This is a genomic window from Shewanella sp. SM101 (assembly GCF_025654465.1).
GTDB lineage: Bacteria > Pseudomonadota > Gammaproteobacteria > Enterobacterales > Shewanellaceae > Shewanella > Shewanella oncorhynchi.
In genome coordinates this window covers 1-20,804 of sequence record NZ_JAKKRH010000002.1, presented here as the reverse complement: position 1 = coordinate 20,804, position 20,804 = coordinate 1, and the positions used below count along the sequence as shown (strand labels likewise).

Annotated in this window: 19 protein-coding genes and 1 pseudogene; 3 read left to right on the top strand and 17 right to left on the bottom strand. The window is 45.1% G+C overall.

Annotated elements, in window-relative coordinates:
• The first annotated feature begins 208 nt into the window (after nucleotides 1-208).
• Nucleotides 209-1,216, top strand: coding sequence for an LLM class flavin-dependent oxidoreductase (locus L5M38_RS01140; protein ID WP_263165589.1), 1,008 nt, complete (start codon nucleotides 209-211; stop codon nucleotides 1,214-1,216).
• 145 nt (nucleotides 1,217-1,361) lie between these two features.
• Here the strand turns inward: L5M38_RS01140 and gabT are convergent, their stop codons facing one another.
• The 10 genes from gabT to L5M38_RS01090 all read right to left on the bottom strand — a co-directional run bounded on the left by gabT (nucleotide 1,362) and on the right by L5M38_RS01090 (nucleotide 13,829).
• Nucleotides 1,362-2,639, bottom strand: a complete 1,278-nt coding sequence (gene gabT / locus L5M38_RS01135; protein WP_113941280.1) for a 4-aminobutyrate--2-oxoglutarate transaminase — start codon at nucleotides 2,637-2,639, stop codon at nucleotides 1,362-1,364.
• A 32-nt stretch (nucleotides 2,640-2,671) separates the two neighbouring features.
• Nucleotides 2,672-4,120, bottom strand: coding sequence for an NADP-dependent succinate-semialdehyde dehydrogenase (gene gabD / locus L5M38_RS01130; protein WP_263146005.1), 1,449 nt, complete (start codon nucleotides 4,118-4,120; stop codon nucleotides 2,672-2,674).
• A gap of 50 nt (nucleotides 4,121-4,170) precedes the next feature.
• Nucleotides 4,171-5,457 carry an NAD(P)/FAD-dependent oxidoreductase gene (locus tag L5M38_RS01125; RefSeq protein ID WP_263146002.1) on the bottom strand — a complete coding sequence of 429 codons (1,287 nt, stop codon included), beginning with the start codon at nucleotides 5,455-5,457 and terminating at the stop codon, nucleotides 4,171-4,173.
• A gap of 262 nt (nucleotides 5,458-5,719) precedes the next feature.
• Nucleotides 5,720-6,535 carry an ABC transporter permease subunit gene (locus L5M38_RS01120; protein ID WP_105249905.1) on the bottom strand — a complete coding sequence of 272 codons (816 nt, stop codon included), beginning with the start codon at nucleotides 6,533-6,535 and terminating at the stop codon, nucleotides 5,720-5,722.
• A complete protein-coding gene (locus L5M38_RS01115) occupies nucleotides 6,532-7,437 on the bottom strand; it encodes an ABC transporter permease subunit (protein WP_263178092.1) in 906 nt (301 codons plus the stop codon). The genes L5M38_RS01120 and L5M38_RS01115 overlap by 4 nt, the downstream gene beginning before the upstream one ends.
• Nucleotides 7,434-8,570 (bottom strand): polyamine ABC transporter ATP-binding protein, encoded by a 1,137-nt coding sequence (potA, locus tag L5M38_RS01110; protein WP_263178090.1) that lies wholly within the window; start codon nucleotides 8,568-8,570, stop codon nucleotides 7,434-7,436. Before potA ends, L5M38_RS01115 begins: the two co-directional genes overlap by 4 nt.
• A 177-nt stretch (nucleotides 8,571-8,747) precedes the next feature.
• Nucleotides 8,748-9,848 (bottom strand): polyamine ABC transporter substrate-binding protein, encoded by a 1,101-nt coding sequence (locus L5M38_RS01105; protein ID WP_263165585.1) that lies wholly within the window; start codon nucleotides 9,846-9,848, stop codon nucleotides 8,748-8,750.
• 599 nt (nucleotides 9,849-10,447) lie between these two features.
• Nucleotides 10,448-11,803, bottom strand: coding sequence for a glutamine synthetase family protein (locus tag L5M38_RS01100; RefSeq protein ID WP_028760883.1), 1,356 nt, complete (start codon nucleotides 11,801-11,803; stop codon nucleotides 10,448-10,450).
• 2 nt (nucleotides 11,804-11,805) lie between these two features.
• Nucleotides 11,806-12,567, bottom strand: a complete 762-nt coding sequence (locus L5M38_RS01095) for a gamma-glutamyl-gamma-aminobutyrate hydrolase family protein (RefSeq protein ID WP_263165583.1) — start codon at nucleotides 12,565-12,567, stop codon at nucleotides 11,806-11,808.
• Nucleotides 12,568-13,280: 713 nt separating this feature from the next.
• Entirely contained in the window at nucleotides 13,281-13,829 is a 549-nt protein-coding gene (locus L5M38_RS01090) for a cupin domain-containing protein (RefSeq protein WP_028760885.1), read from the bottom strand.
• A 236-nt stretch (nucleotides 13,830-14,065) separates the two neighbouring features.
• On the opposite strand from L5M38_RS01090, the gene L5M38_RS01085 reads away from it, so the two are divergent.
• Nucleotides 14,066-15,373, top strand: coding sequence for an NAD(P)/FAD-dependent oxidoreductase (locus L5M38_RS01085; protein ID WP_113941285.1), 1,308 nt, complete (start codon nucleotides 14,066-14,068; stop codon nucleotides 15,371-15,373).
• Here L5M38_RS01085 and L5M38_RS01080 read toward each other — a convergent pair.
• The 7 genes from L5M38_RS01080 to L5M38_RS01050 form a co-directional block, all read right to left on the bottom strand.
• The gene (locus L5M38_RS01080; RefSeq protein WP_198573926.1) at nucleotides 15,357-15,863 is read right to left on the bottom strand and encodes a DUF2937 family protein; all 507 of its coding nucleotides are present in this window, start codon (nucleotides 15,861-15,863) and stop codon (nucleotides 15,357-15,359) included. The two genes, L5M38_RS01085 and L5M38_RS01080, sit on opposite strands and share 17 nt — an antisense overlap.
• Nucleotides 15,864-15,971: 108 nt before the next feature.
• Nucleotides 15,972-16,829, bottom strand: coding sequence for a sulfurtransferase (locus L5M38_RS01075; protein WP_198573927.1), 858 nt, complete (start codon nucleotides 16,827-16,829; stop codon nucleotides 15,972-15,974).
• A 245-nt stretch (nucleotides 16,830-17,074) separates the two neighbouring features.
• Complete coding sequence (locus L5M38_RS01070) at nucleotides 17,075-17,488, bottom strand: septal ring lytic transglycosylase RlpA family protein (RefSeq protein ID WP_131525451.1); 414 nt, start codon at nucleotides 17,486-17,488, stop codon at nucleotides 17,075-17,077.
• Nucleotides 17,489-17,749: 261 nt separating this feature from the next.
• Nucleotides 17,750-18,145, bottom strand: coding sequence for a hypothetical protein (locus L5M38_RS01065; RefSeq protein ID WP_105249914.1), 396 nt, complete (start codon nucleotides 18,143-18,145; stop codon nucleotides 17,750-17,752).
• A gap of 106 nt (nucleotides 18,146-18,251) precedes the next feature.
• The gene (locus L5M38_RS01060) at nucleotides 18,252-18,470 is read right to left on the bottom strand and encodes a hypothetical protein (protein WP_263178089.1); all 219 of its coding nucleotides are present in this window, start codon (nucleotides 18,468-18,470) and stop codon (nucleotides 18,252-18,254) included.
• Between the two features lie 220 nt (nucleotides 18,471-18,690).
• A complete protein-coding gene (locus tag L5M38_RS01055; RefSeq protein ID WP_263178088.1) occupies nucleotides 18,691-19,668 on the bottom strand; it encodes a transposase in 978 nt (325 codons plus the stop codon).
• 129 nt (nucleotides 19,669-19,797) lie between these two features.
• Nucleotides 19,798-20,313 (bottom strand): hypothetical protein, encoded by a 516-nt coding sequence (locus L5M38_RS01050; protein WP_263165575.1) that lies wholly within the window; start codon nucleotides 20,311-20,313, stop codon nucleotides 19,798-19,800.
• Nucleotides 20,314-20,651: 338 nt separating this feature from the next.
• On the opposite strand from L5M38_RS01050, the pseudogene L5M38_RS01045 reads away from it, so the two are divergent.
• A pseudogene (locus L5M38_RS01045) lies at nucleotides 20,652-20,804 on the top strand (IS110 family transposase); the annotation flags it as partial.

Genomic DNA, 20,804 nt, shown 5'->3' with positions numbered 1-20,804 from the left:
ATAATGAAGGGGAAAGTGTTATCCATTAAAGCTTGATAAGCCGTATCGTTAACCCCATATCAATAACACTGAATACCTTTTATTCATCAAGACTGAGCCGTTAACGCTTTTTCTTAGCAATGAGCCTAGCAATGCAACAAACAATACGCCTAACACAGTTAGCGCCTCTTGTTGTTGCTAGCAAAAACGGCAGTCACTTGGAGACACTATGTCACAGCAGACATCAATATTGGCCGATATTCCCTTCTCGCTATTGGAACTCGCGCCCATGCGCCAAGGCTCAACCGTAGGCGAAACGCTACACAACAGTTTGCAGTATGCCAACGAAGCCGACAGACTCGGCTTTAATCGTTTTTGGTTTGCCGAACACCACAATATGCCCGGTATCGCCAGCGCGGCGACCTCGGTATTAATTGGTTATATTGCTGGCAATACGCAGCATATTCGCGTCGGCGCGGGTGGGATTATGCTGCCAAACCATGCGCCTTTAGTGGTCGCCGAACAGTTCGGTACCCTTGAAAGCTTATATCCTGGTCGAATCGATTTAGGACTGGGCCGCGCGCCCGGCAGCGATCAAATTACCAGTCGAGCACTGAACCGTGATACCAGTCGCGCCGAACAATTCCCCGAAGAAGTCAGTGAATTACAAACTCTACTTGGCCCTTACAATGGTCGCCATGCGGTGCGAGCGATTCCTGGAGAAGGCACTAATGTGCCGATTTGGCTATTGGGCTCGAGTCTCTTTAGCGCACAGTTAGCGGCGCAGCGCGGTTTGCCCTATGTGTTTGCGGGCCACTTTGCACCACGTTTTCTCTACGATGCGATTGAAATCTATCGCCGCGACTTTAAACCTTCTCAAGTGCTTGATAAACCCTATGTGATGCTCGGCTTGCCGTTAGTTGCCGCCAACACTGATGAAGAGGCGCAATTTCTGGGCACAACCTCGAAACAGCGCGTGCTGGCACTTATCCGTGGTCACGAGTTATGGCTAAAGCCACCGGTTGATACTATGGATGGCTTATGGAGTGCGCAAGAAGAAACCTATGTCGATAATTTCTTAGGTTTATCTGTCATTGGCGGCCCAGCGACGATTAAGCATCGTTTGGAAATGATAGTAAAAGAACTCGGCGTGAATGAGTTTATCTTTACCAACGACTTGTATGATCTTGATAAACGCAAAAAGGCATTACAGATCCTAATGGAGATTAAAAAGTAGTGATTCATTTAACTGATGAGTGCTGAAAGTCACTGGCAGTAAAAACAGCCAACTCCAAAACAATCGCCCCAATAAAAATCCCGCCGAAGCGGGATTTTTATTATGCAAAACTGTCATCTAAAACCATTTTTATATCAAAGCGATATTAGCTTTTCAGTACGGCATTAAAGCTGGCGCTAAGAATACCAAGGCCTGCATCAATTTGTGCATCCGGCGCCGTTAATGGCACCAAAATGCGCAGCACATTACCGTAGGTACCGCAGGATAATAAAATCAATCCACGGTCACGGGCATCGCTCAACACTTGCGCGCAATAGTGCGGCGCAGGTTTACCTTCTTCCATCAATTCGATGGCGATCATAGCGCCTAAACCACGCACATCGGCGATTTGCGCATGTTCGACCTGCATTACATTCAGGGCAGACTTAATGCGCTCACCAATGGCATTAGCCCTTTCTAGCAACTTTTCTTCTTCAAACACTTCAATGACAGCAAGCGCAGCGGCGCACGCTAACGGATTGCCACCATAAGTACCGCCAAGACCACCGGGACCCACTGCATCCATGACTTGGGCGCGGCCGGTAATACCCGATAGTGGAAAACCACCTGCAATAGATTTAGCAAAGGTCGTGATATCTGCAGCAACACCCATTTGCTCCATAGCGAAGAAAGTGCCAGTACGGCCCGCGCCTGTTTGCACTTCATCGGCGATCAGCATAATGCCTTCACGGTCGCATAGTGCGCGTAAACGTTGCATAAAGGCGGGCGATGCGGCGTAGAAACCGCCCTCGCCCTGCACTGGCTCTAAAATAATGGCGGCGATATCACTCGGCTCGGCATCATTTTTAAAGATACGTTCAATCGAGGCCATAGCATCGTCATCGGACACGCCATGCATTTCGCACGGGAACTCAGCGCGGAACACATTCGCCGACATCAGCCCCATACCTTTACTGTAAGGCGCGACTTTTCCGGTCAATGCCAAAGCCGCAATAGTGCGACCATGGTAGCCCGAGGTAAACGCAATCACACCAGCACGTTTGGTATAGGCACGCGCCACTTTAACTGCGTTTTCAACCGCTTCTGAACCACTAGTGAATAGTGCCGTCTTCTTGGCAAAATCCCCAGGAACCAGTTGATTGAGCTTTTCACATACTTGGATATAGCTCTCGTAGCCGAGCACCATAAAACAGGTATGGGAAAAATTATCCAGCTGAGCCGCAACCGCCGCCTTCACTTTAGGATGAAGGTGACCCGTATTGAGCACGGCAATGCCGCCCGCAAAATCGATAAACTCGCGACCTTCAACATCCCACACAGTCGCATTTTCGGCGCGGGCGGTAAAAATAGGGTGAATTTGCCCGACACCACCCGCAACTGCGGCTTGGCGACGTGCCATCAATGAATCATTGGTTGTTGTCATTTAGTCTTCCTCACTCGCCAAATCGGGCCGTATTAAACGGACATACAGATATATTTAATTTCTAGATATTCTTCGATACCGAACTTAGAGCCTTCACGGCCAAGCCCTGAAGATTTCATCCCACCAAAGGGCGCGACTTCCGTCGAAATCAAGCCAGTGTTGACCCCAACCATGCCGTACTCCAAGGCTTCGGCCACTTTCCACACCAGTGAAATATCGCGGCCATAGAAATAGGCGGCGAGGCCAAATTCAGTATCATTAGCTTGTTTAATCACATCGTCGACATCGCTGAATTTAAACAGCGGCGCGAGTGGACCAAAGGTTTCTTCGCGGGCAACAAGCATGCTTTTATCGACATTGGTGAGCACGGTTGGCTCGAAGAAATTACCGCCAAGATCATGAACTTTGCCGCCCGCGATCACAGAGGCGCCTTTAGCGATAGCATCGATAAGGTGACTCTGCACTTTTTCGACCGCAGCGGCATTGATCAACGGGCCCGTAGTGATGCCCTCGTTGATGCCCTCTCCAACCTTAAGCTTGCCAACAGCAGTGCTAAGTTTTAAGGCAAACTCGTCGTATACACCGTCTTGCACATAAATGCGGTTAGCGCAGACGCAGGTTTGGCCGGCATTACGATATTTAGCTATCATGGCGCCTTCGACAGCGGCATCGATATTGGCATCGTTAAATACGATAAATGGTGCATTGCCGCCAAGCTCTAGCGACAATTTTTTTAAGGTAGGCGCGCATTGCGCCATTAATTTAATACCGATATTGGTTGAGCCCGTGAAGGATAATTTACGCACTATGGGATTAGCACACATTTCATTACCAATCTGCACCGCATCACCCGTTAACACACTAAATACGCCCGCAGGAATACCGGCACGCTTAGCGAGTTCAGCCATCGCTAATGCGGTAAAGGGTGTTTGGTGCGCAGGTTTTACCACCATAGTGCAACCCGCAGCTAACGCTGGAGCGGCTTTGCGGGTGATCATCGCAGCAGGAAAGTTCCACGGCGTAATCGCGGCAGTTACACCGACAGGCTGCTTAATTACCATCAAGCGCTTATCCCCTTGATGCCCAGGAATGGTATCGCCATAAATACGCTTCGCTTCTTCGGCAAACCACTCGATAAACGAAGCGGCATAGGTTACTTCACCTTTCGCTTCTGCCAGCGGTTTACCCTGCTCAGTCGTCATGAGCAATGCTAAGTCATCACTATTTTCATTGAGTAATTCAAACCAACGCCTTAACTTAGCGCCACGCTCTTTGGCTGTGAGCGCTCGCCATGCAGGTAAAGCCGCTTCTGCCGCCTTAATCGCCATTTCAGTTTCAACTTGTCCCATATTAGGAACGTAGCCAATCACGGCATTGGTTGCGGGATTAACCACCTTTAGCGTGTCACCAGAAACGGCATCACACCATTGACCATTAATAAAAGACTGTTGACGTAGCAAACTCGGATCATTTAATTGCACAAGGATTTCCTCGTATTGTGAAGCTACCTAGCTTCTTAAAAGTGATGATGTTAGAGACCCAGTTTGTCTCTTAACGTGTAATACCAAGCTCCGATAGCACTAAAAGGGACGCGAAGTGCGTGACCGCCGGGGAAAGGATAATGTGGCAATCCAGCAAAGGCATCGAAGCGCGTGGCTTGGCCGTTGAGCATTTCGGCCAGTAACTTGCCCGCCAGATGGGTATAAGTGACACCGTGGCCACTGCAACCCTGTGAATAATAAATATTTTTACCGATACGGCCGACCTGTGGCAGACGCGATAACGTCAGGAGGAAGTTACCTGTCCAGGCATAATCGATTTTCACATCCTTTAATTGCGGGAAGGTTTTGAGCATATTCGGAATAATGATGGATTTAATGTCCGCCGGATCGCGGGCGCCATACACCACGCCGCCACCGTAAATCATCCGCTTGTCGCCAGACAGGCGGAAATAATCGAGCAGATAGTTACAGTCTTCGACGCAGTAATCTTGTGGTAATAAGCTCGCCGCCAGATCGGCACTCAATGGCTCAGTGGTAATGACTTGCGTACCGCAGGGCATAGATTTCGCCTGCAGCTCTGGCATTAACTTACCTAAATAGGCGTTACCCGCCACGACCACAAATTTGGCTTTGACGCTGCCCTGCGCCGTATGCACCACTGGGCTATCGCCCTCATCGACACTCAGCACTGCTGAGTCTTCAAAAATTTTACCGCCGAGGGATTCAACCGCGCGCGCTTCGCCTAGGGCTAAATTAAGCGGGTGAATATGGCCACCGCTTTTATCGAGTAGACCACCGACATAACGCTCAGTATTTACCACACCGCGAATACCTTTAGCATCGAGAAGTTCGAGCTGATTAACATGGCCGTGGCTTTCCCACAGTTGTTTTTGATGGCGTAGATGGCCCATTTGCTTTTCGTTCATCGCGGCAAACACGCCGCCATCTTTTAGATCGCATTGAATATTATACTTAGCAATACGATCGCGGATGATTTGCCCGCCCTCAAAGGCCATTTGGCCAAAGAGTTTACCTTGTTCTTTACCAACTGTTTTTTCAATAGTATCAATGTCACGGCTATAACTATTAACGATTTGTCCGCCATTACGGCCCGAGGCGCCCCAGCCTATGCGAGCGGCTTCTAACACCACCACACTCATGCCCGATTCTAATAAATGCAGCGCGGCAGAAAGGCCTGTATAACCTGCGCCAATCACACAAACATCGGCTTCAATCGATTCCTGTAGACGCGGACGTTCAACCTTATCGTTGGCCGATGCCGCATAATATGATCCAGCGTGAGCTATGGCAGACATGTTGTTCCCTTGAATTCTAATGTTCATTATTTTAAACAGCCATCACATCCTACACCTTCATAAAACGAAACACTAGCCAGAAAAGCGCAATAATTTACATTTTGTTTGATATATCAAACACGAGATTATTTTTAGCTCAGTGATTCAATTCTGATGATCTTGAGTAACAGGACTAGCCTGCAAAGCAAAGCGGGTGATGGGAACGGTGACAAATATCAAGGATGGCTTTGGCAATACCAAAGCCATCCCAAAATTAAGCTAACTAGTTCATTGGTGTACGGTCGCGCTTCTCTGCCCGTCTTGCCATATACCAAGAAAGGAAAGCGATGAGTGAAACACACAGTATGATCAGCGTCGCTAAGGCATTGATCTTAGGAGAAACCCCTAAACGTACCGAAGAGAACACCACCATAGGCAAGGTCGTTGCACCAGGGCCTGAGGCAAAGCTTGCGATCACTAAATCGTCTAAGGACAAACTGAATGACAACAACCAACCCGCCACCAGCGCCGGCGAAATCATAGGCACAGTGATCAAGAAGAAAGTCTTGAGCGGTGTTGCCCCTAAGTCCATCGCCGCCTCTTCGATTGACATATCAAGCTCGCGCAATCTTGAAGACACCACCACAGCTACATAGGCAGCACAAAATGTTGAGTGTGCAATCCACACTGTCATCATGCCACGCTCCCTAGGCCAGCCCAACAAATCTGCCATGTGCACAAACAGTAAAAGCAAAGACAGACCAGTGATCACTTCAGGCATTACCAGCGGTGCAGTAATCATGTTCGACAGGGTCAGTTTTGCCCATGAACGCTTAAAGCGTGTCATCACAAAGGCTGCCATAGTGCCGATAATGACCGCCATAGTTGAGCTATAAAACGCTATCCGCAGGCTGGTCCATACTGCATCTAAAATCTGTTGGTCTTGAAATAACTCGCCATACCATTTAGGTGAAAATCCGCCCCATACCGTCACTAATTTAGAGTCGTTAAAGGAATAAATCACCAGCACTAACATAGGTGCATACAAGAAAAACAAGCCAAACCAGAGCATCACTGAAGAAAAGCTTAATTTTTTCATAGGTCTTTCTCCAAACTACGCGCCTGATAGCGATGGAATAAAGTGATCGGAATAATCAATAGACCCAACATCACAATCGCCAGTGACGAAGCCACAGGCCAGTCGCGGTTATTGAAAAATTCTTGCCATAACACTCGACCTATCATCAAGGAATCGGGACCACCGAGTAGCTCTGGGATCACAAACTCACCCACGGCAGGAATAAACACCAACATAGAACCGGCAATCACACCACTTTTTGACAGCGGGAAGGTGATTTTCCAGAAGGTATTCAAACGGCTTGAACCTAAGTCAGACGCAGCTTCAATCAAACTCATATCAAGTTTCACTAAGGTGGCGTACAAGGGCAGAATCATAAAGGGTAAATACGCATAGATAATGCCGATATACACGGCAATATTGGTATTGAGGATCTGTAACGGCTCAGAAATAATCCCCAACCACATCAGTGAATTGTTGATGATCCCTGTGTTACTTAAGATCCCCATCCAAGCGTAAACACGGATTAAAAATGAGGTCCAAGAAGGCAACATAACTAACAGCAGCAGCACGGTTTGCAACCGCGAAGGGGCACGGGCAATGGCATAGGCCATTGGGTAGCCAATAATCAAGCAGCCCAAGGTCGAAATTAACGCCATTTTCAATGAGCTGAGATAAGCCATGTAATATAGCGAATCATCGAGCAACATCAAATAGTTACCAAAATGCAGGAAGATATTTAATACATCGTCAGCATATTGGAATGTTGCTTCATAGGGCGGGATAGCAATCGCCGCCGTCGAAAAACTCAGTTTAAGGACAATCGCAAACGGTAAGGCAAAAAACAGCAGCAGCCAAGCGTAGGGAATACCTATGGTCCAGAAGCGGCCCTTAAGCCACTTTAATTTAATGGGTTTCTTCATGATCTCAACACCACGCCACTGGTGTCCTCCCAACTAATGAACACTTCGTCATCCCATGTGGCATGATCGGCGCGGCGTTCACGGTTAGTCATACTGCACTGTACGATTTGACCATTCTCTAAACGAATGTAATAGACTGAAATACCTCCTAAATAAGCGATATCATGCACGATTCCTTTTGCCCAGTTGTACTGACCTTCAGGCTGTTCACGGCTAATAATGGTCTTTTCGGGACGCACTGCTAGCCAAACATTCTTATCTTCAACGTTAGTCGTGACGCCATAACCGACATAGAAAGATTGAGCCAAATCATTAGATTTAATGATCAGATGGTCAACTTCATCTACTTCAATCGCGCCACCAAACAAATTCACAGTACCGATAAACTCGGCAATCATACGACTGTTCGGGCTTTCGTAAATATCCATTGGCGAGCCAGTTTGAGCAATCCAACCATCACTCATGATCGAAATTCGACCAGCCATTGTCATGGCTTCTTCCTGATCGTGGGTCACCATCACGCAGGTCACGCCGACACGCTCAAGGATTTCAACCACTTCTAGCTGCATTTGGGTACGCAGTTTTTTATCCAATGCGCCCATAGGCTCATCGAGCAGTAATAATTTAGGTCGTTTCGCCAATGAACGGGCCAGTGCAACACGCTGGCGCTGACCACCGGATAACTGATGCGGTTTACGCTTACCGTATTGCTCCATATGCACGAGTTTCAGCATATCTTGCACACGCTGTTCAATTTCGGCTTTAGGCAGCTTGTCTTGCTTCAAACCAAATGCAATGTTTTGTGCCACTGTCATGTGGGGAAACAAAGCATAGGATTGAAACATCATATTGATGGGACGTTCGTATGGCGGTAAATCGGTGATATCTTCCCCATCAAGGAAAATACGGCCAGAGGTGGGCTTTTCAAAACCCGCCAACATGCGCAGTAGTGTTGACTTACCCGAGCCCGAGCCGCCAAGTAAGGCAAAAATTTCGCCTTTATTGATAGTTAATGACACATCGTCGACAGCCCGCACGTCATCGAATAATTTGCTTACCCGCTCAATCTTGAGCAGTACTTTTTCTTGCGTCTTTGTTGTCGGTTTATTGGTGACGCTCGAGGTGATTGCCATAGTACTTCTCCACCCGAAAATGAGGCGTAGATACGCTCAAACTCTAGGTTCAACACGATTAATGAATGAAAAGTGGTTCAACAAACTGTGTCAAATCCTATACGTGGATTAACTATGCATAGGATTGGACATAGAAGTTTGCCAAGCTGGGGGCAAGCTAGGCTTGCCCCCTATCGACTATTGTCCTGACTTCACTTTGGTCCAAACACGGGTTAATACGCGCTGAATTTTCAAAGGACGAATTTCACCGATATAAAGTTTGTCTAACACTTCTTGTGGTGGATAGATCGCAGGATCGGTACGGATAGCCTCATCAACCAGAGGTTGAGCGGGATCGTTCGGGTTAGCATAGGCCACATAGTTAGAGATAGGCGCTATGACTTCTGGACGCAGAAAATAGTTAATCAGCGTGAGTGCATTATCGACGTTCGTTGAATCAGCAGGGATAGCTAACATATCGAACCACAGATTGGCACCTTCTTTTGGAATGGAGTAGCCAATCTTATTGCCATTTTTTGCTTCTTCAGCACGGGCTTTCGCTTGGAATACGTCACCGGAGAAACCGTAAGCAACACAGATGTCACCGTTTGCTAAGTCAGAAATATAACGTGAAGAATGGAAATACGTCACATAAGGACGAATTTTTTCCAGTAACTCACCCGCTTTTTCATAATCTTCAGCCTTAGTGCTGTTAGGATCTAAGCCTAAATAAATCATCGCCTGTGGCACCATATCGTCGGCAGAGTCCAACATAGCAAAGCCACACTTAGAAATTTTTTCAGCGTATTTAGGATTGAAGATCAGTTCCATTGAGTTAAATGGCGCATCTTCCCCCACAGCGGCTTTCACTTTATCTATGTTGTAACCAATGCCATTGGTTCCCCATAAATAAGGCACGGCATATTGGTTAGCCGGATCGGCTTTTTCAAGCAACTTCATCAAGGCTGGATTTAAATTTTTAAAGTTAGGTAGCTTAGCGCGGTCTAAAGGTTTGAAAGCACCCGCTTTGATTTGCTTAGCGAGAAAGTGGTTAGAAGGTACAACGATATCGTAGCCACTACGACCAGACAATAATTTAGCCTCAAGCACTTCGTTACTATCAAATACATCGTAAATTACCCTAATGCTCGTTTCTTTCTTGAAGTTTTCTAAGGTATCTTCCGCGATATAATCTGACCAGTTATACACGCGAACCACTTCTTCCGCTTGGGCCACTGCGCTCGCAAATACGCTCGCAGTCACCAGCGCTAATGTGGTCATCTTATTAAATAGCTTCATGCTTTCTCCTTTCTCGGGTAGCAGAACTGCTTAAGCAAATTCTGACATTGTGTCACCGGGCTGCCCGGATATTGTTGTTATTTTCGACCAATGCTACACCTTAAAAACCGCATCGGCAGTCTCTACGGCATGATAACCATGCCTACTTTATATCTTGCTGCAATTTGTTAAGTATCAGGTTTAGTGCCAAATTTTCGAGGCATCGGTATTGCATTAACACTCAAAAAAATAGACTAGATATGACACTGCTTGTACATTTTGCAACATTAAGGCAAATGCCTCAAGTCCCTAAGCAATCGCAAAAAAACACTTAGATAAACACATTTTAAATATGACTAACAATTAGTTAGTAACGCTAGCAAGCGAACAACCTAAAATTGTTAAGCCTATTTTACTTCCCTTGCAGACAAGCAATGGAATTGAATAATCACTTTAACGGACAAGCCATTAAAAACCATCATATTATTTAACAAGCGAGTTGCACCAGTTAAGTGCAACCTCACTAAAACAGTGCACACATCAGTATCATTATGGCCAACGTTAACCCCTTATTCCTTGGGTTAACGCGGCAACACGGTCAGTGCAATCAATCCAAAACATTACACAGTGAGTAATAGGAATTCACGTTCCCATGAGCTGACAACACGGCGGAAGTTTTCAAGTTCAGCCTGTTTTACCGCCACAAATCCAGTGGTGAAGGATTCGCCTAAATATTGCTTACAGGCATCACTTTCTTCCATCGCCGCTAATGCTTCCTCTAATGTCAGTGGTAAACAATGGGTATTATTGCTACGACTTTCATTGGCTTTACCTTGCACAGGCGTCGAAGGTTTTAGCGACTCAACCATGCCGATATAGCCACACAACAAGCTCGCGGCAATCGCCAAATAACAGTTAGCATCGGCGCCGGGAATGCGGTTTTCAATGCGACGGTTTTGTGGTGAAGATTCTGGAATGCGTAAACCACAGGTACGGTTTTCATCGCCCCATTCTAAGTTTACAGGTGCCGAAGTGCCGGGGAGGAAACGACGAAACGAGTTCGCATTTGGCGCCATCAGTGGCAGCAACTCAGGAATGAATTTTTGTAGGCCTGCAATATATCCCAAGAATAGCTTGCTCTTAGTACCATCTTCATTGGTGAAAATATTCTTGCCCGTCTCTTTATTGATCACGCTTTGATGAATATGCATCGCACTGCCAGGTTCATCCGTCACGGGTTTTGCCATAAAAGTGGCACACACATCGTGCTTCAGCGCGGCTTCCCGTAAAGTGCGTTTAAAGATAAACACTTGATCAGCTAAAGATAATGCATTGCCATGGCTGAAGTTAATCTCCATCTGTGCGGGACCATCTTCATGGATTAAAGTATCGATATCTAAACCTTGAAGCTCACACCAATCGTACATGTCTTCAAACATAGGATCGTATTCGTTGGCAGCATCAATAGAGAATGACTGGCGACCCGCTTCGGGGCGACCTGAACGACCAATTGGAGGCTTTAAGGGTAAATCGTGGTCGTCACTACGACGAGTCAAATAGAACTCCATTTCGGGAGCGATAACAGGTTCCCAGCCCTGTTCGTCATAGAGAGACAACACTTTTTTCAATACGTTACGTGGTGAAAGCTCAATAGGATTACCCATTCTGTCGTAGCAATCGTGGATAACCTGTGCCGTGGCTTCGATGGTCCAAGGCAACATAAAGACGGCATTTTCATCGGGTACACAAACAAAATCGATGTCGGCTGCATCGAGCAAACTGTAGTAAATCTCTTCGTCGACAAAATCACCCGTCACAGTTTGCAACAACACACTTTCGGGCAAACGCATGCCTTTTTCATCGAGAAACTTATCGACTGGAGCAATCTTGCCGCGGGCGATGCCAGTCATGTCACTGATAACACATTCGACTTCTGTGATTTTTCGTTCTTTTAAAAAAGCGATTAGCTTATTCATTATTATTTCACTCGAGTTGTAGCCCTACGTCGGCATGCATCACCGAAGGCATTGAAAATGGAGAGGTAAAACGGATTCTCGCTCACCTTCCACTCTGGATGCCATTGCACACCGAGGGCAAATTCTTTAGTACCAATTACGGAGAAAGCCTCCACTAACCCATCTGGAGCATAAGCTTCTGGCCGCAACCCAACACCCAGGCGCTCCACGCCTTGAGTATGTACAGAGTTAATCTCTGCAGAGTTACGGCCCCAGGCCTCGTAAATAAGCCCCCCGGGCTCAACAGTAATACTGTGAGAAGCCCCATACTGCACATCTAAGGATGCGGTTTTATCTTCTCGATGTTCAATAAAGCCACCCACCTCATGGAGCTTCTGATGCAAACTGCCACCAAAAGCCACATTCATTTCTTGAAAACCGCGACAAATACCTAATACAGGTACCCCAGCAGCAATAGCAGCGTGGATCAGCGGCAAGGTTGTCGCGTCACGTTTAGGATCATGGTGTGTACCAAGCTCACTCGGCTGGCCTGCATAAAGATGGGGTTCTACATTAGAAGGAGAGCCAGTAAACAAAATACCATCAAGACGCTCTAAAATAGCGTCTATCGGTAAATCGCCACCTAAAGATGGGATCACTAACGGCCAGCCTTTAGCGCCATTAACTACGCCTAAAAGGTATTTTTCACCAACAATATTAAAGGGGTGTGATCCCAATTGTTGATTGCATGCAATAACACCTATGAGGGGTAAATCGACTGACATATCACACCTTTAGAATTGATTTTACTAGCATAACGAACACTTTGCCTTTAAATGTTCATTTTTTCACACAGTACACCGAAATTTAGCACTAGGCAAGAGGTTAAACACTTGTTAAAGGTTATTTAATCCACTTATCCTTAATAAGCATAAATAACATGTAGTTAAATATATATTTACCCCATTTCTCGCTAATTCATGTATATAAACCAGCGATTACACCAGCATAAAGCTCACTTTTTACCGAGTAAATTAAACCGTATTCGAACCAAATTTGAACCAATATTATTTACACAAAGAAGAGGATACATAACCAATATGACAGGGTTAAAAAGTAGGTAATACCAATCGTATTAAATATCTGTTCATTCAGCGGGAGTTCAACGCGCTTTAGACAAGGCGAAGGCTTGAAGGCATAGTGGTGCTCTGTCGAAAGCCTTGAACGTAGTATAAAGCGCGTTGCCATGTAGTGAACATCAGCCGCCCTTCGGGAGCCTCACAGGCATACCACTCCCGTGTTGCATTGACTTAAAAGGGAATGACCATTTCTGCGTCAATGCGCCTTGGATTGAAATGCCTGTGAGGCTCTGAACTGATTAGATATTTAATGTGATTGGTATAAATCCGCAGGAATGTTGAATAACAGTATTACGCCACTCACTTTTAGCGAATAAGTGGCCTAATATGTTGAATAATAGGGTAAGTTAATGACTTAATTAGAAGTTTGCAGGCGTAGTCGCACTCACTAGGCGACAAGGTTCATCGAAGGGATTGCGGAATCTATGGGGCAATTCACTGTTAAAATAATAACTGTCACCCGCTTCCAAAATATACACTTCATCCCCAACAGTGAGTTCGAATTTACCTTCTATCACCATAGCGGCCTCTTCACCTTCGTGCTTTAGCATCTCTTCACCCGTATCTGAACCGGGTGGGTAAATCTCATTCATCACTGACATTGCGCGGTTCGGGTAATCACGGCCAATCAGTTTAAATTCAAGTGGCCCAGTACCAATATTCAGTAATTCATTGGATCGATAGACGACCTTTTGCTCACTATCAGTTGAGGCTTCAATGGAGAAAAAGTCCACTAAAGACATCGGGATACCCGACAGCACTTTTTTTAAAGAGCTGACTGACGGGCTAACACTGTTTTTCTCGATCATTGAAATCGTACTGTTAGTCACACCAGCACGTTTGGCTAATTCTCGTTGAGATAAGCCTTTCATTTTTCGAACAGTTTTGAGGCTGGCTCCAATATCCAAATTTCACATCCCCCTAAAGGCTCGGGTCAATCCCGATAGATGACGAACAGGTTGTTCAGGATAAACACCATCCAGAACGCATTTTCGCCCAAAAAGCGCGTGTTTTACTGCTTTCATTGTATTCTACATAAAAAGCGTGTTAAATAAAACGAACACTTTTTTGCGTCATGTTAAAAGTGTGATGAGTATACTGAGACAAGTCCAATTTACAATAAAAACAATTTTTGGGAGCCATAATGGCAAGCAAACCTCCAGTGCACAGTGAACAGTATCCACACTCTTATTATGTTGATACTGCTAAAGAAATTTACGCTCATCCACAACTCGAAGGCAATATCAATGCCGATGTCTGTATCGTGGGCGGCGGCTTTAGCGGTATCAATACCGCCATAGAACTCGCGCAGCGCGGTATGAGTGTTGTGCTGTTAGAAGCGAGGCGAATTGGCTGGGGCGCATCGGGGCGTAATGGCGGCGAACTCATTCGCGGCATAGGCCATGACCCTGCACAATTTCAAAGTGAAATCGGCACTGAAGGTGTTCAAGCAATTCAACAGATGGGCTTTGAAGCCGTCGAGATAGTGCGAAATCGCATACAAGAACACAGTATCGACTGCGATCTGCAAATGGGTTACTGCGACTTAGCGGTTAAACCTCGTCACATGGATGAGCTTGAAGAAGAATTTAGCGCACTCAAAGCCATGGGTTATCAGCAAGAAATCAAGCTGTTAACTAAGCCACAATTAGGTGAAGTCATAGGCTCAGATTTTTATCAAGGTGCGCTGGTTGATATGGGTAGCGGCCATTTACACCCGCTGAATCTTGCTCTGGGTGAAGCTCGCGTCGCCCGTAATCTCGGCGCTAGGTTGTTTGAGTACAGCGCTGCTGAAAAAATCATTCAAGGCGCCAAACCTAAGGTCATTACCGCTAAGGGCGAAGTCACATGCCAATACTTAGTACTGGCGGGCAATGCCTATATCGGCCACAAACTTAATAGCTTTGTAGGGGGAAAAGTATTACCTGCAGGCAGTTATTTATTGGCGACAGAGCCCTTAACTGAGGCCCAATGCGCGAGTATTATCCCGCAAAACATGGCCTTCGCGGATATGCGAATTGCCCTAGATTACTTTCACTTATCGGCAGATCGTCGTTTGCTGTTTGGCGGCCTTTGTACCTATTCGGGTAAAGATCCGAAAGATATTGAAGCGGCACTGAGACCGAATCTTGAGAAAGTTTTCCCGCAATTAAAAGGGGTACGTATCGATTATGAATGGGGCGGCATGATAGGTATCGGTGCTAACCGTATGCCACAAATTGGTCGCCTTCCTGATGCCAATAATATTTTTTACGCCCAAGCCTATGCGGGACATGGTGTGAATGCCACTCACATGGCGGCAAAACTGCTTGCCGAGGCTATTTGCCAACAGGCGGGACATTTCGATGTGTTTGCTAAAATCAAACACATCACCTTCCCCGGCGGCCCGACGTTCCGCTCACCTATGCTCGCGGCAGGCATGCTGTATCACAGATTTAAGGACTTGTTTTAAGTCGCTTGTTACGCCTTGCCCACAGGATAAAAGGGATAGACCCAAGATAATGCACGACTAAAGCCACCAAGACGCCAAAGCCAATACCACTAGAAGTTAAAGGTATCCCTGGCTTAAAGTTACTGATGGTTTTCTCAAGATAATCAAAGCGAACAGGGTTAAACATATAGGCAGTTTTCTCAAACAAATTGCCCGTATTAAAAATCGCCACGCCCTGTGTTAACGCTTTATAAAGCGCCAGTGTCTGTACCTTTTGCTCAGCGTCGGCACGCACACTTGGCTCCTCATTTTGCTGGTGGCGGGCAATCATGGCATCAACATCGACGTAATGATATTCCTTAGCCGTTGCCTCGTAACCTTCTACCTGCCATCGAGTCGATTCATAAAGGCCTGATAAAAATTGCTGATAATGATCAGCCAGTTGTGGTAACTGTAAGGCAATCACTAAAATAAATCCAAATACCAACTTATCGATCAATCTCGCTATCAAAGGTTTCTCCTTGGCATTTAGCCAAACGACGTAGAAGTCACATGATGTTCAACAAAAACCACGCTAACTTAATTAATCTACAGCACTAATTTCAATGGTGATACTCAATTAACACTCTATCGGCAGATCGTTACGGCTGCCCCAATCCGCCCATGAACCGTCATAGAGGATGGGATTTTTATGCCCCGCGGCGACCGAAGCTAAGATCAAAATACACGCCGTAATCCCAGAACCACAGCTGAATATCCTTGCGGATTTATCCGCTGCTAGCCCTTGATAAATAGACTGTAGCTCACTGACCGTTTTGATTTTATTACCATCGAGCACTTGAGCGAAGGGTAAATTAACCGAGCAAGGAATATGCCCAGAGCGCACACCGGGGCGCGGCTCACTCACTTGCCCTAAAAAGCGTGGCGCACCACGGGCATCGACAATCGCCGTTCCGGCATCTTCAATTCGTGATAACACGGCCTCGGCATCCATCACAAGCTCGGGGTGGTATTGCAACACATCTGCCAAAGTATCAATATCCGTCGGGCCATAATCGACGCCTTCGGCTTGATAACGCGATGAGGTAATGCGGTCTTCTTCAATCCATTGAGGCAAGCCACCATCAAGCACATAGACTCGATTAAAGCCCATGACTTTAAAGGTCCACCACGCCCGTGGAGATGAATAAATGCCTTGGTTATCATAGATAACAATAACACTGTCGACCTCAATCCCAAGTTGGGCTATCCCTTGGCTGAATTGCTCAAACGTCGGCAAGGCATGAATTTGGGTTGAAGTCTTATCGCAAAACACATTTTCCAAGTCGAATCGACGTGAGCGCGGAATGCAAATAGGCTCATCGTAAACTAAGGGTTCTTTACCAATAACGGTTTCCATACTGGCATCGAGCAAGACTAAATTGGGATCGGTGAGATGTGCTTCGAGCCACTGCGTACTAACAAGTGGGTATTCCATAGCGGGTCCTTTTACTGTTATCCAAATCTGCCGCTAGTCTCTCACCAAATGCCGTAAAGCCCAAATATCGGCTTAACAAATTGTCTGCTTTGGGATTTTATTTAAAAGCGTGGACTCGATTTCATGTGCTCAATCATTAAATTGCGGCGAAGCCGTATTTTGAAGAAAGTGCTTTCAAACTGCTCATTTTTAATGATGCTGCTTTCAAAACGATCTTTTCGAGATAGCAGTGTTCAAAATAGCCGCTATTTAATGACTTCAATTTTCACGTCAATCAAGCCAGAAGAAGTGTTGCCTATGCTACTAAACGCCGATTTAGACAGATCAATTATGCGGCCACGCACGAAAGGCCCTCTATCATTGATTTTTACAATCACACTTTTGCCATTATCGACATTAGTGACCTTAACACTCGAGCCAAAGGGTAACTTTTTATGCGCTGCTGTCTTTAATTTATGTTTGTAAAGTTCACCACTGGCCGTCTGCTTATTTTGATGTTTATCCCCATAAAATGAAGCCTGACCAGCTTCCGTGAATCCCACCCAGTTTCCATTCTCACCCGTCTGCATTGAAGAACAGCCGGCCAAAAAGCTTAGCAATGCCAGTACAAATAGTTTGACGACATTGAACTGCCTAATTGGGTTTTGAAGTGCATTCACATGACACCCTCTCTAATGAGTGAACGCTTTGCTGACGAGTGATTGGCTCAGCAAAAATCACTGGGAAATAACGAACAACCTTAGATGGCAAAGCTCAAGACCTGCATCCTAAAAGATCAAAATAAGAAACAATAAATTTCCACGAGGCTACAGCAGTTGCACGCTAAAATCACGTATTTACAGGTGAATGCTCTTACGTTGAGATAAAATATGCAGTCATAACGAGGCTTTGTTTCCTAATTTAGATCGGTAAACAAAGCCCTAACGAGTTAACACTTCATGGATAATCTCAAATTTGGGTTCTTTACCACTTGGCCATGTAGGTTTCTTTATGGGGTTTTCAAAGGTGGTCAGCCAAATATCAAGATCACTGGAACCAGACAAACAACCCATAAACGCAAAATACATTCCACTATTTATCATGTGACGGGCAAACTGAATAGCGTCTTCAAGAGTGCCCTCTTCCCAGTTATGTGTGAACGTTTCATCATCCCATACCCATTTAATGGGGACTCCACTTTCATCACAAGCGAAGAACCTTACATTTCGATAACCTTTACTTGCTGTTTTTAGAGAATTTATAAAACTTTCTCTGGTGTTATCGAATCTTTTTTTAAACTCTTCAATATCTAGATCTTTGCTAATAAAGTTCTTCATACTTGCCCTAGAGGTAAATACTACCAACGGTATGACATAACCACACACAAAAAATTCTATCCAATGAGCCCAGTGACTGATGTCGTTTAGCTCTGTTAGAAGCTAATTATACCAAAGATTGGTATTCATTGCTGCCATTATGAAACAACCTAATTTCGATACATTTTATTTCTTTTTTAGAGGAAATTAATTGCTCCACCAACCAAATATAACCGATTTCATATAGCTTATTTTGTAGGGAGAACAAATCATCTTCTGGCATATTGCCTATATCAACATTCAATAATTGATACCAATTAAAGGCTTTAAATTCAGAAACAAACAATAAATCCGGCCACCCAACTTAAAACAATAACATAATGTGCTTTCGGTTTGCCTTCAAGCCGCATTGACTAAAGTTGTATTAATAAGAGTGATAAAATGTGGCTGGATTACTGATGGGAAATAAAATCAAGCTAACTCATTAAAAAATGACAAGTTTAAGCCGTACTAACCCACCCAATTTACTAAGGAGCATCGATTTAATTGATTACACAAGATTGCTGTCAGTTAATGTGAAAGTGCTGACAACTTGTCGCAAAATGCCGTCGTCGCTTTTCTAAGTGTTCGCAGTAATCGGTGAGTTCTTGCAACGTACCCACAGGGCCATGAAATAACTTACCAAACTCCGTGGTCAGTTTGAGCCAGTTGTCATGGGGGATATTTAATCTTGTCAGCAACTTGGCGCTAATTTCACTGATGGCGCCACATTTATCATTGCGAATGATTCGCCCAGTATCCTCCACCAATTGAAGGTAATCCGTTAATGAAAAGGCAATGCCATTGGGTTGGTTATCACACTCATTGCCAATGAAAGGCTGTAAATTTTTAGGTTGTTCACCTTTTAATGCGGCCCGAATCCGCAGCTGGATTCTGGTATGGTCGGATTGTTCTGGCGTATCGGCCATCTTGGCTCGAATGGGGTTTAAATCAACATAAGCCATACAGGCTAACACTGCGGCTTCATCAAGTAGAGCTTGTGACTTAAATCGACCTTCCCAAAATCGACCTGTACAGCTATCTTCTTGATTTGCTTGCCTTGCTATCGGTTCGTTAAGACAGCGCATAAACCATGAAATATCACATAATCGGCTGCGGTAAACTGCAATGGCATGCTTGAGTCTGAGCACTTGATGGGGTTCAACTAACTCACCATTGGTGAATTTTTGTGTGAGTTCATCGCCTTTAAATAGCTTATGCCAATGTTCAAGCACTTCGCGGTCACTCCAACGATTTGCACTGTCGATATCTACCCGCAACACTACATGCAAGTGATTTGACATCACAGCAAAGGCTGCCACATCAATCGCAAAAACCGTTTCAAGTTCAAACAGTAATGATTCTACCCAACCACGACGATGGTCATAGTTTTTCCCCGAGTAGGTATCATCGCCACATAAAAAGGCGCGCCGAACAACACGGCTACAACAATGGTAATAGGGAGTGTCTTCAAGGCTAATTTGAGTTCTGCGAGGGCGCGGCATAAAACCTCCTTGTCTAATGCTTAACAAAAGCATAGCCGGAGGTTAACTGTTATGCCATTTTAGATTGGGTGTCTTAGCAGTTACTTAGCAGTTATCTTAGCAGTTATAGCCTTGTTAGCTGTGGTTTGCTTATACATTAAGTTTGACCATACCTGAGTGATCTCTATCTACAAAATAGTGATGGTTTTTGTTTTTTATGGCATCTATTGCAGCCGCTGCATCATCTGTTGAATCTATATCTTTGAGTAGTGTTTCAAGTTCAGTAATAGCCTCTTCTTTTTGTGCTACTGCTAATAACATACATGCCCTGTACCTTACATTTTTTGACCTGTCTTGAGTTGCTATAATACCGAGTTGAAATGAATCGTTGCTTGTTTTGGCATATTTAATTGAGTGGTAAACGCAGGATGCTCTTTCACCCCATTTTTTTGAAATACGATATTTTCGAAGCAATAATTCAGGGAATTTTTCGCCAAGCTTACTTAATTCCTTTACGGCCTTATATTCTTCATCCGAACCTCGACCGTCAAGTTTCTTCAACTCTGCTTCAATATTCGGTAATTCCAATGAAGCCTCCAATTCAGCTAACGTCTTAGTATTTATGCGCTGCGCTGTTTGCAGGGCATAAATAGCTTGTTGACTCAATCTTAAATATGGCTGCTGCCACATCCATGTAAATGGGTATAAATGATGCTATAGGAATTTGCTTTTTTGCGGTAGCGGTTTTTATACAGTTTGATGGGTAATCACTTGATATCGTTTTAGCTTTCTCATTCTTCGCGCTTATTTTTTGCTGATGAATCGCTATCTAACGACTCAAAACTCCAAGGAATACACCTCCCCTCGGAGTTGCCGCAGGGCGAATAGACAAATTGCGTGAGTTCGGTCATGGATAATGGAATGGACCCATCCACTTTTAATCGGCCTCACAATGGGCCACGATGTAGTCGCTAAAACTCATCAGAAAGAGGACGGGTCCACTTATGAAGATTACTACAATTGGTTTAGATATCGCAAAGTCTGTTTTTCATGCTGTTGGTGTCGATAAAGCAGGCAAGTTAATCAAAAAGAAAATGCTTAGACGCAAGGACTTACTTCCCTTTCTTGCTCAAATTGAGCCGTGTCTGATTGTGATG

What these genes read in the sequence shown, in the direction of transcription:
- L5M38_RS01125 (WP_263146002.1), bottom strand. Translation starts at nt 5,457, where the DNA reads ATGTCTGCCATAGCTCACGCTGGATCATATTATGCGGCATCGGCCAAC.
- L5M38_RS01120 (WP_105249905.1), bottom strand. Translation starts at nt 6,535, where the DNA reads ATGAAAAAATTAAGCTTTTCTTCAGTGATGCTCTGGTTTGGCTTGTTT.
- L5M38_RS01115 (WP_263178092.1), bottom strand. Translation starts at nt 7,437, where the DNA reads ATGAAGAAACCCATTAAATTAAAGTGGCTTAAGGGCCGCTTCTGGACC.
- L5M38_RS01065 (WP_105249914.1), bottom strand. Translation starts at nt 18,145, where the DNA reads ATGAAGAACTTTATTAGCAAAGATCTAGATATTGAAGAGTTTAAAAAA.
- L5M38_RS01075 (WP_198573927.1), bottom strand. Translation starts at nt 16,829, where the DNA reads ATGGAATACCCACTTGTTAGTACGCAGTGGCTCGAAGCACATCTCACC.
- potA (WP_263178090.1), bottom strand. Translation starts at nt 8,570, where the DNA reads ATGGCAATCACCTCGAGCGTCACCAATAAACCGACAACAAAGACGCAA.
- L5M38_RS01100 (WP_028760883.1), bottom strand. Translation starts at nt 11,803, where the DNA reads ATGAATAAGCTAATCGCTTTTTTAAAAGAACGAAAAATCACAGAAGTC.
- gabT (WP_113941280.1), bottom strand. Translation starts at nt 2,639, where the DNA reads ATGACAACAACCAATGATTCATTGATGGCACGTCGCCAAGCCGCAGTT.
- L5M38_RS01140 (WP_263165589.1), top strand. Translation starts at nt 209, where the DNA reads ATGTCACAGCAGACATCAATATTGGCCGATATTCCCTTCTCGCTATTG.
- L5M38_RS01085 (WP_113941285.1), top strand. Translation starts at nt 14,066, where the DNA reads ATGGCAAGCAAACCTCCAGTGCACAGTGAACAGTATCCACACTCTTAT.
- L5M38_RS01095 (WP_263165583.1), bottom strand. Translation starts at nt 12,567, where the DNA reads ATGTCAGTCGATTTACCCCTCATAGGTGTTATTGCATGCAATCAACAA.
- L5M38_RS01105 (WP_263165585.1), bottom strand. Translation starts at nt 9,848, where the DNA reads ATGAAGCTATTTAATAAGATGACCACATTAGCGCTGGTGACTGCGAGC.
- L5M38_RS01055 (WP_263178088.1), bottom strand. Translation starts at nt 19,668, where the DNA reads ATGCCGCGCCCTCGCAGAACTCAAATTAGCCTTGAAGACACTCCCTAT.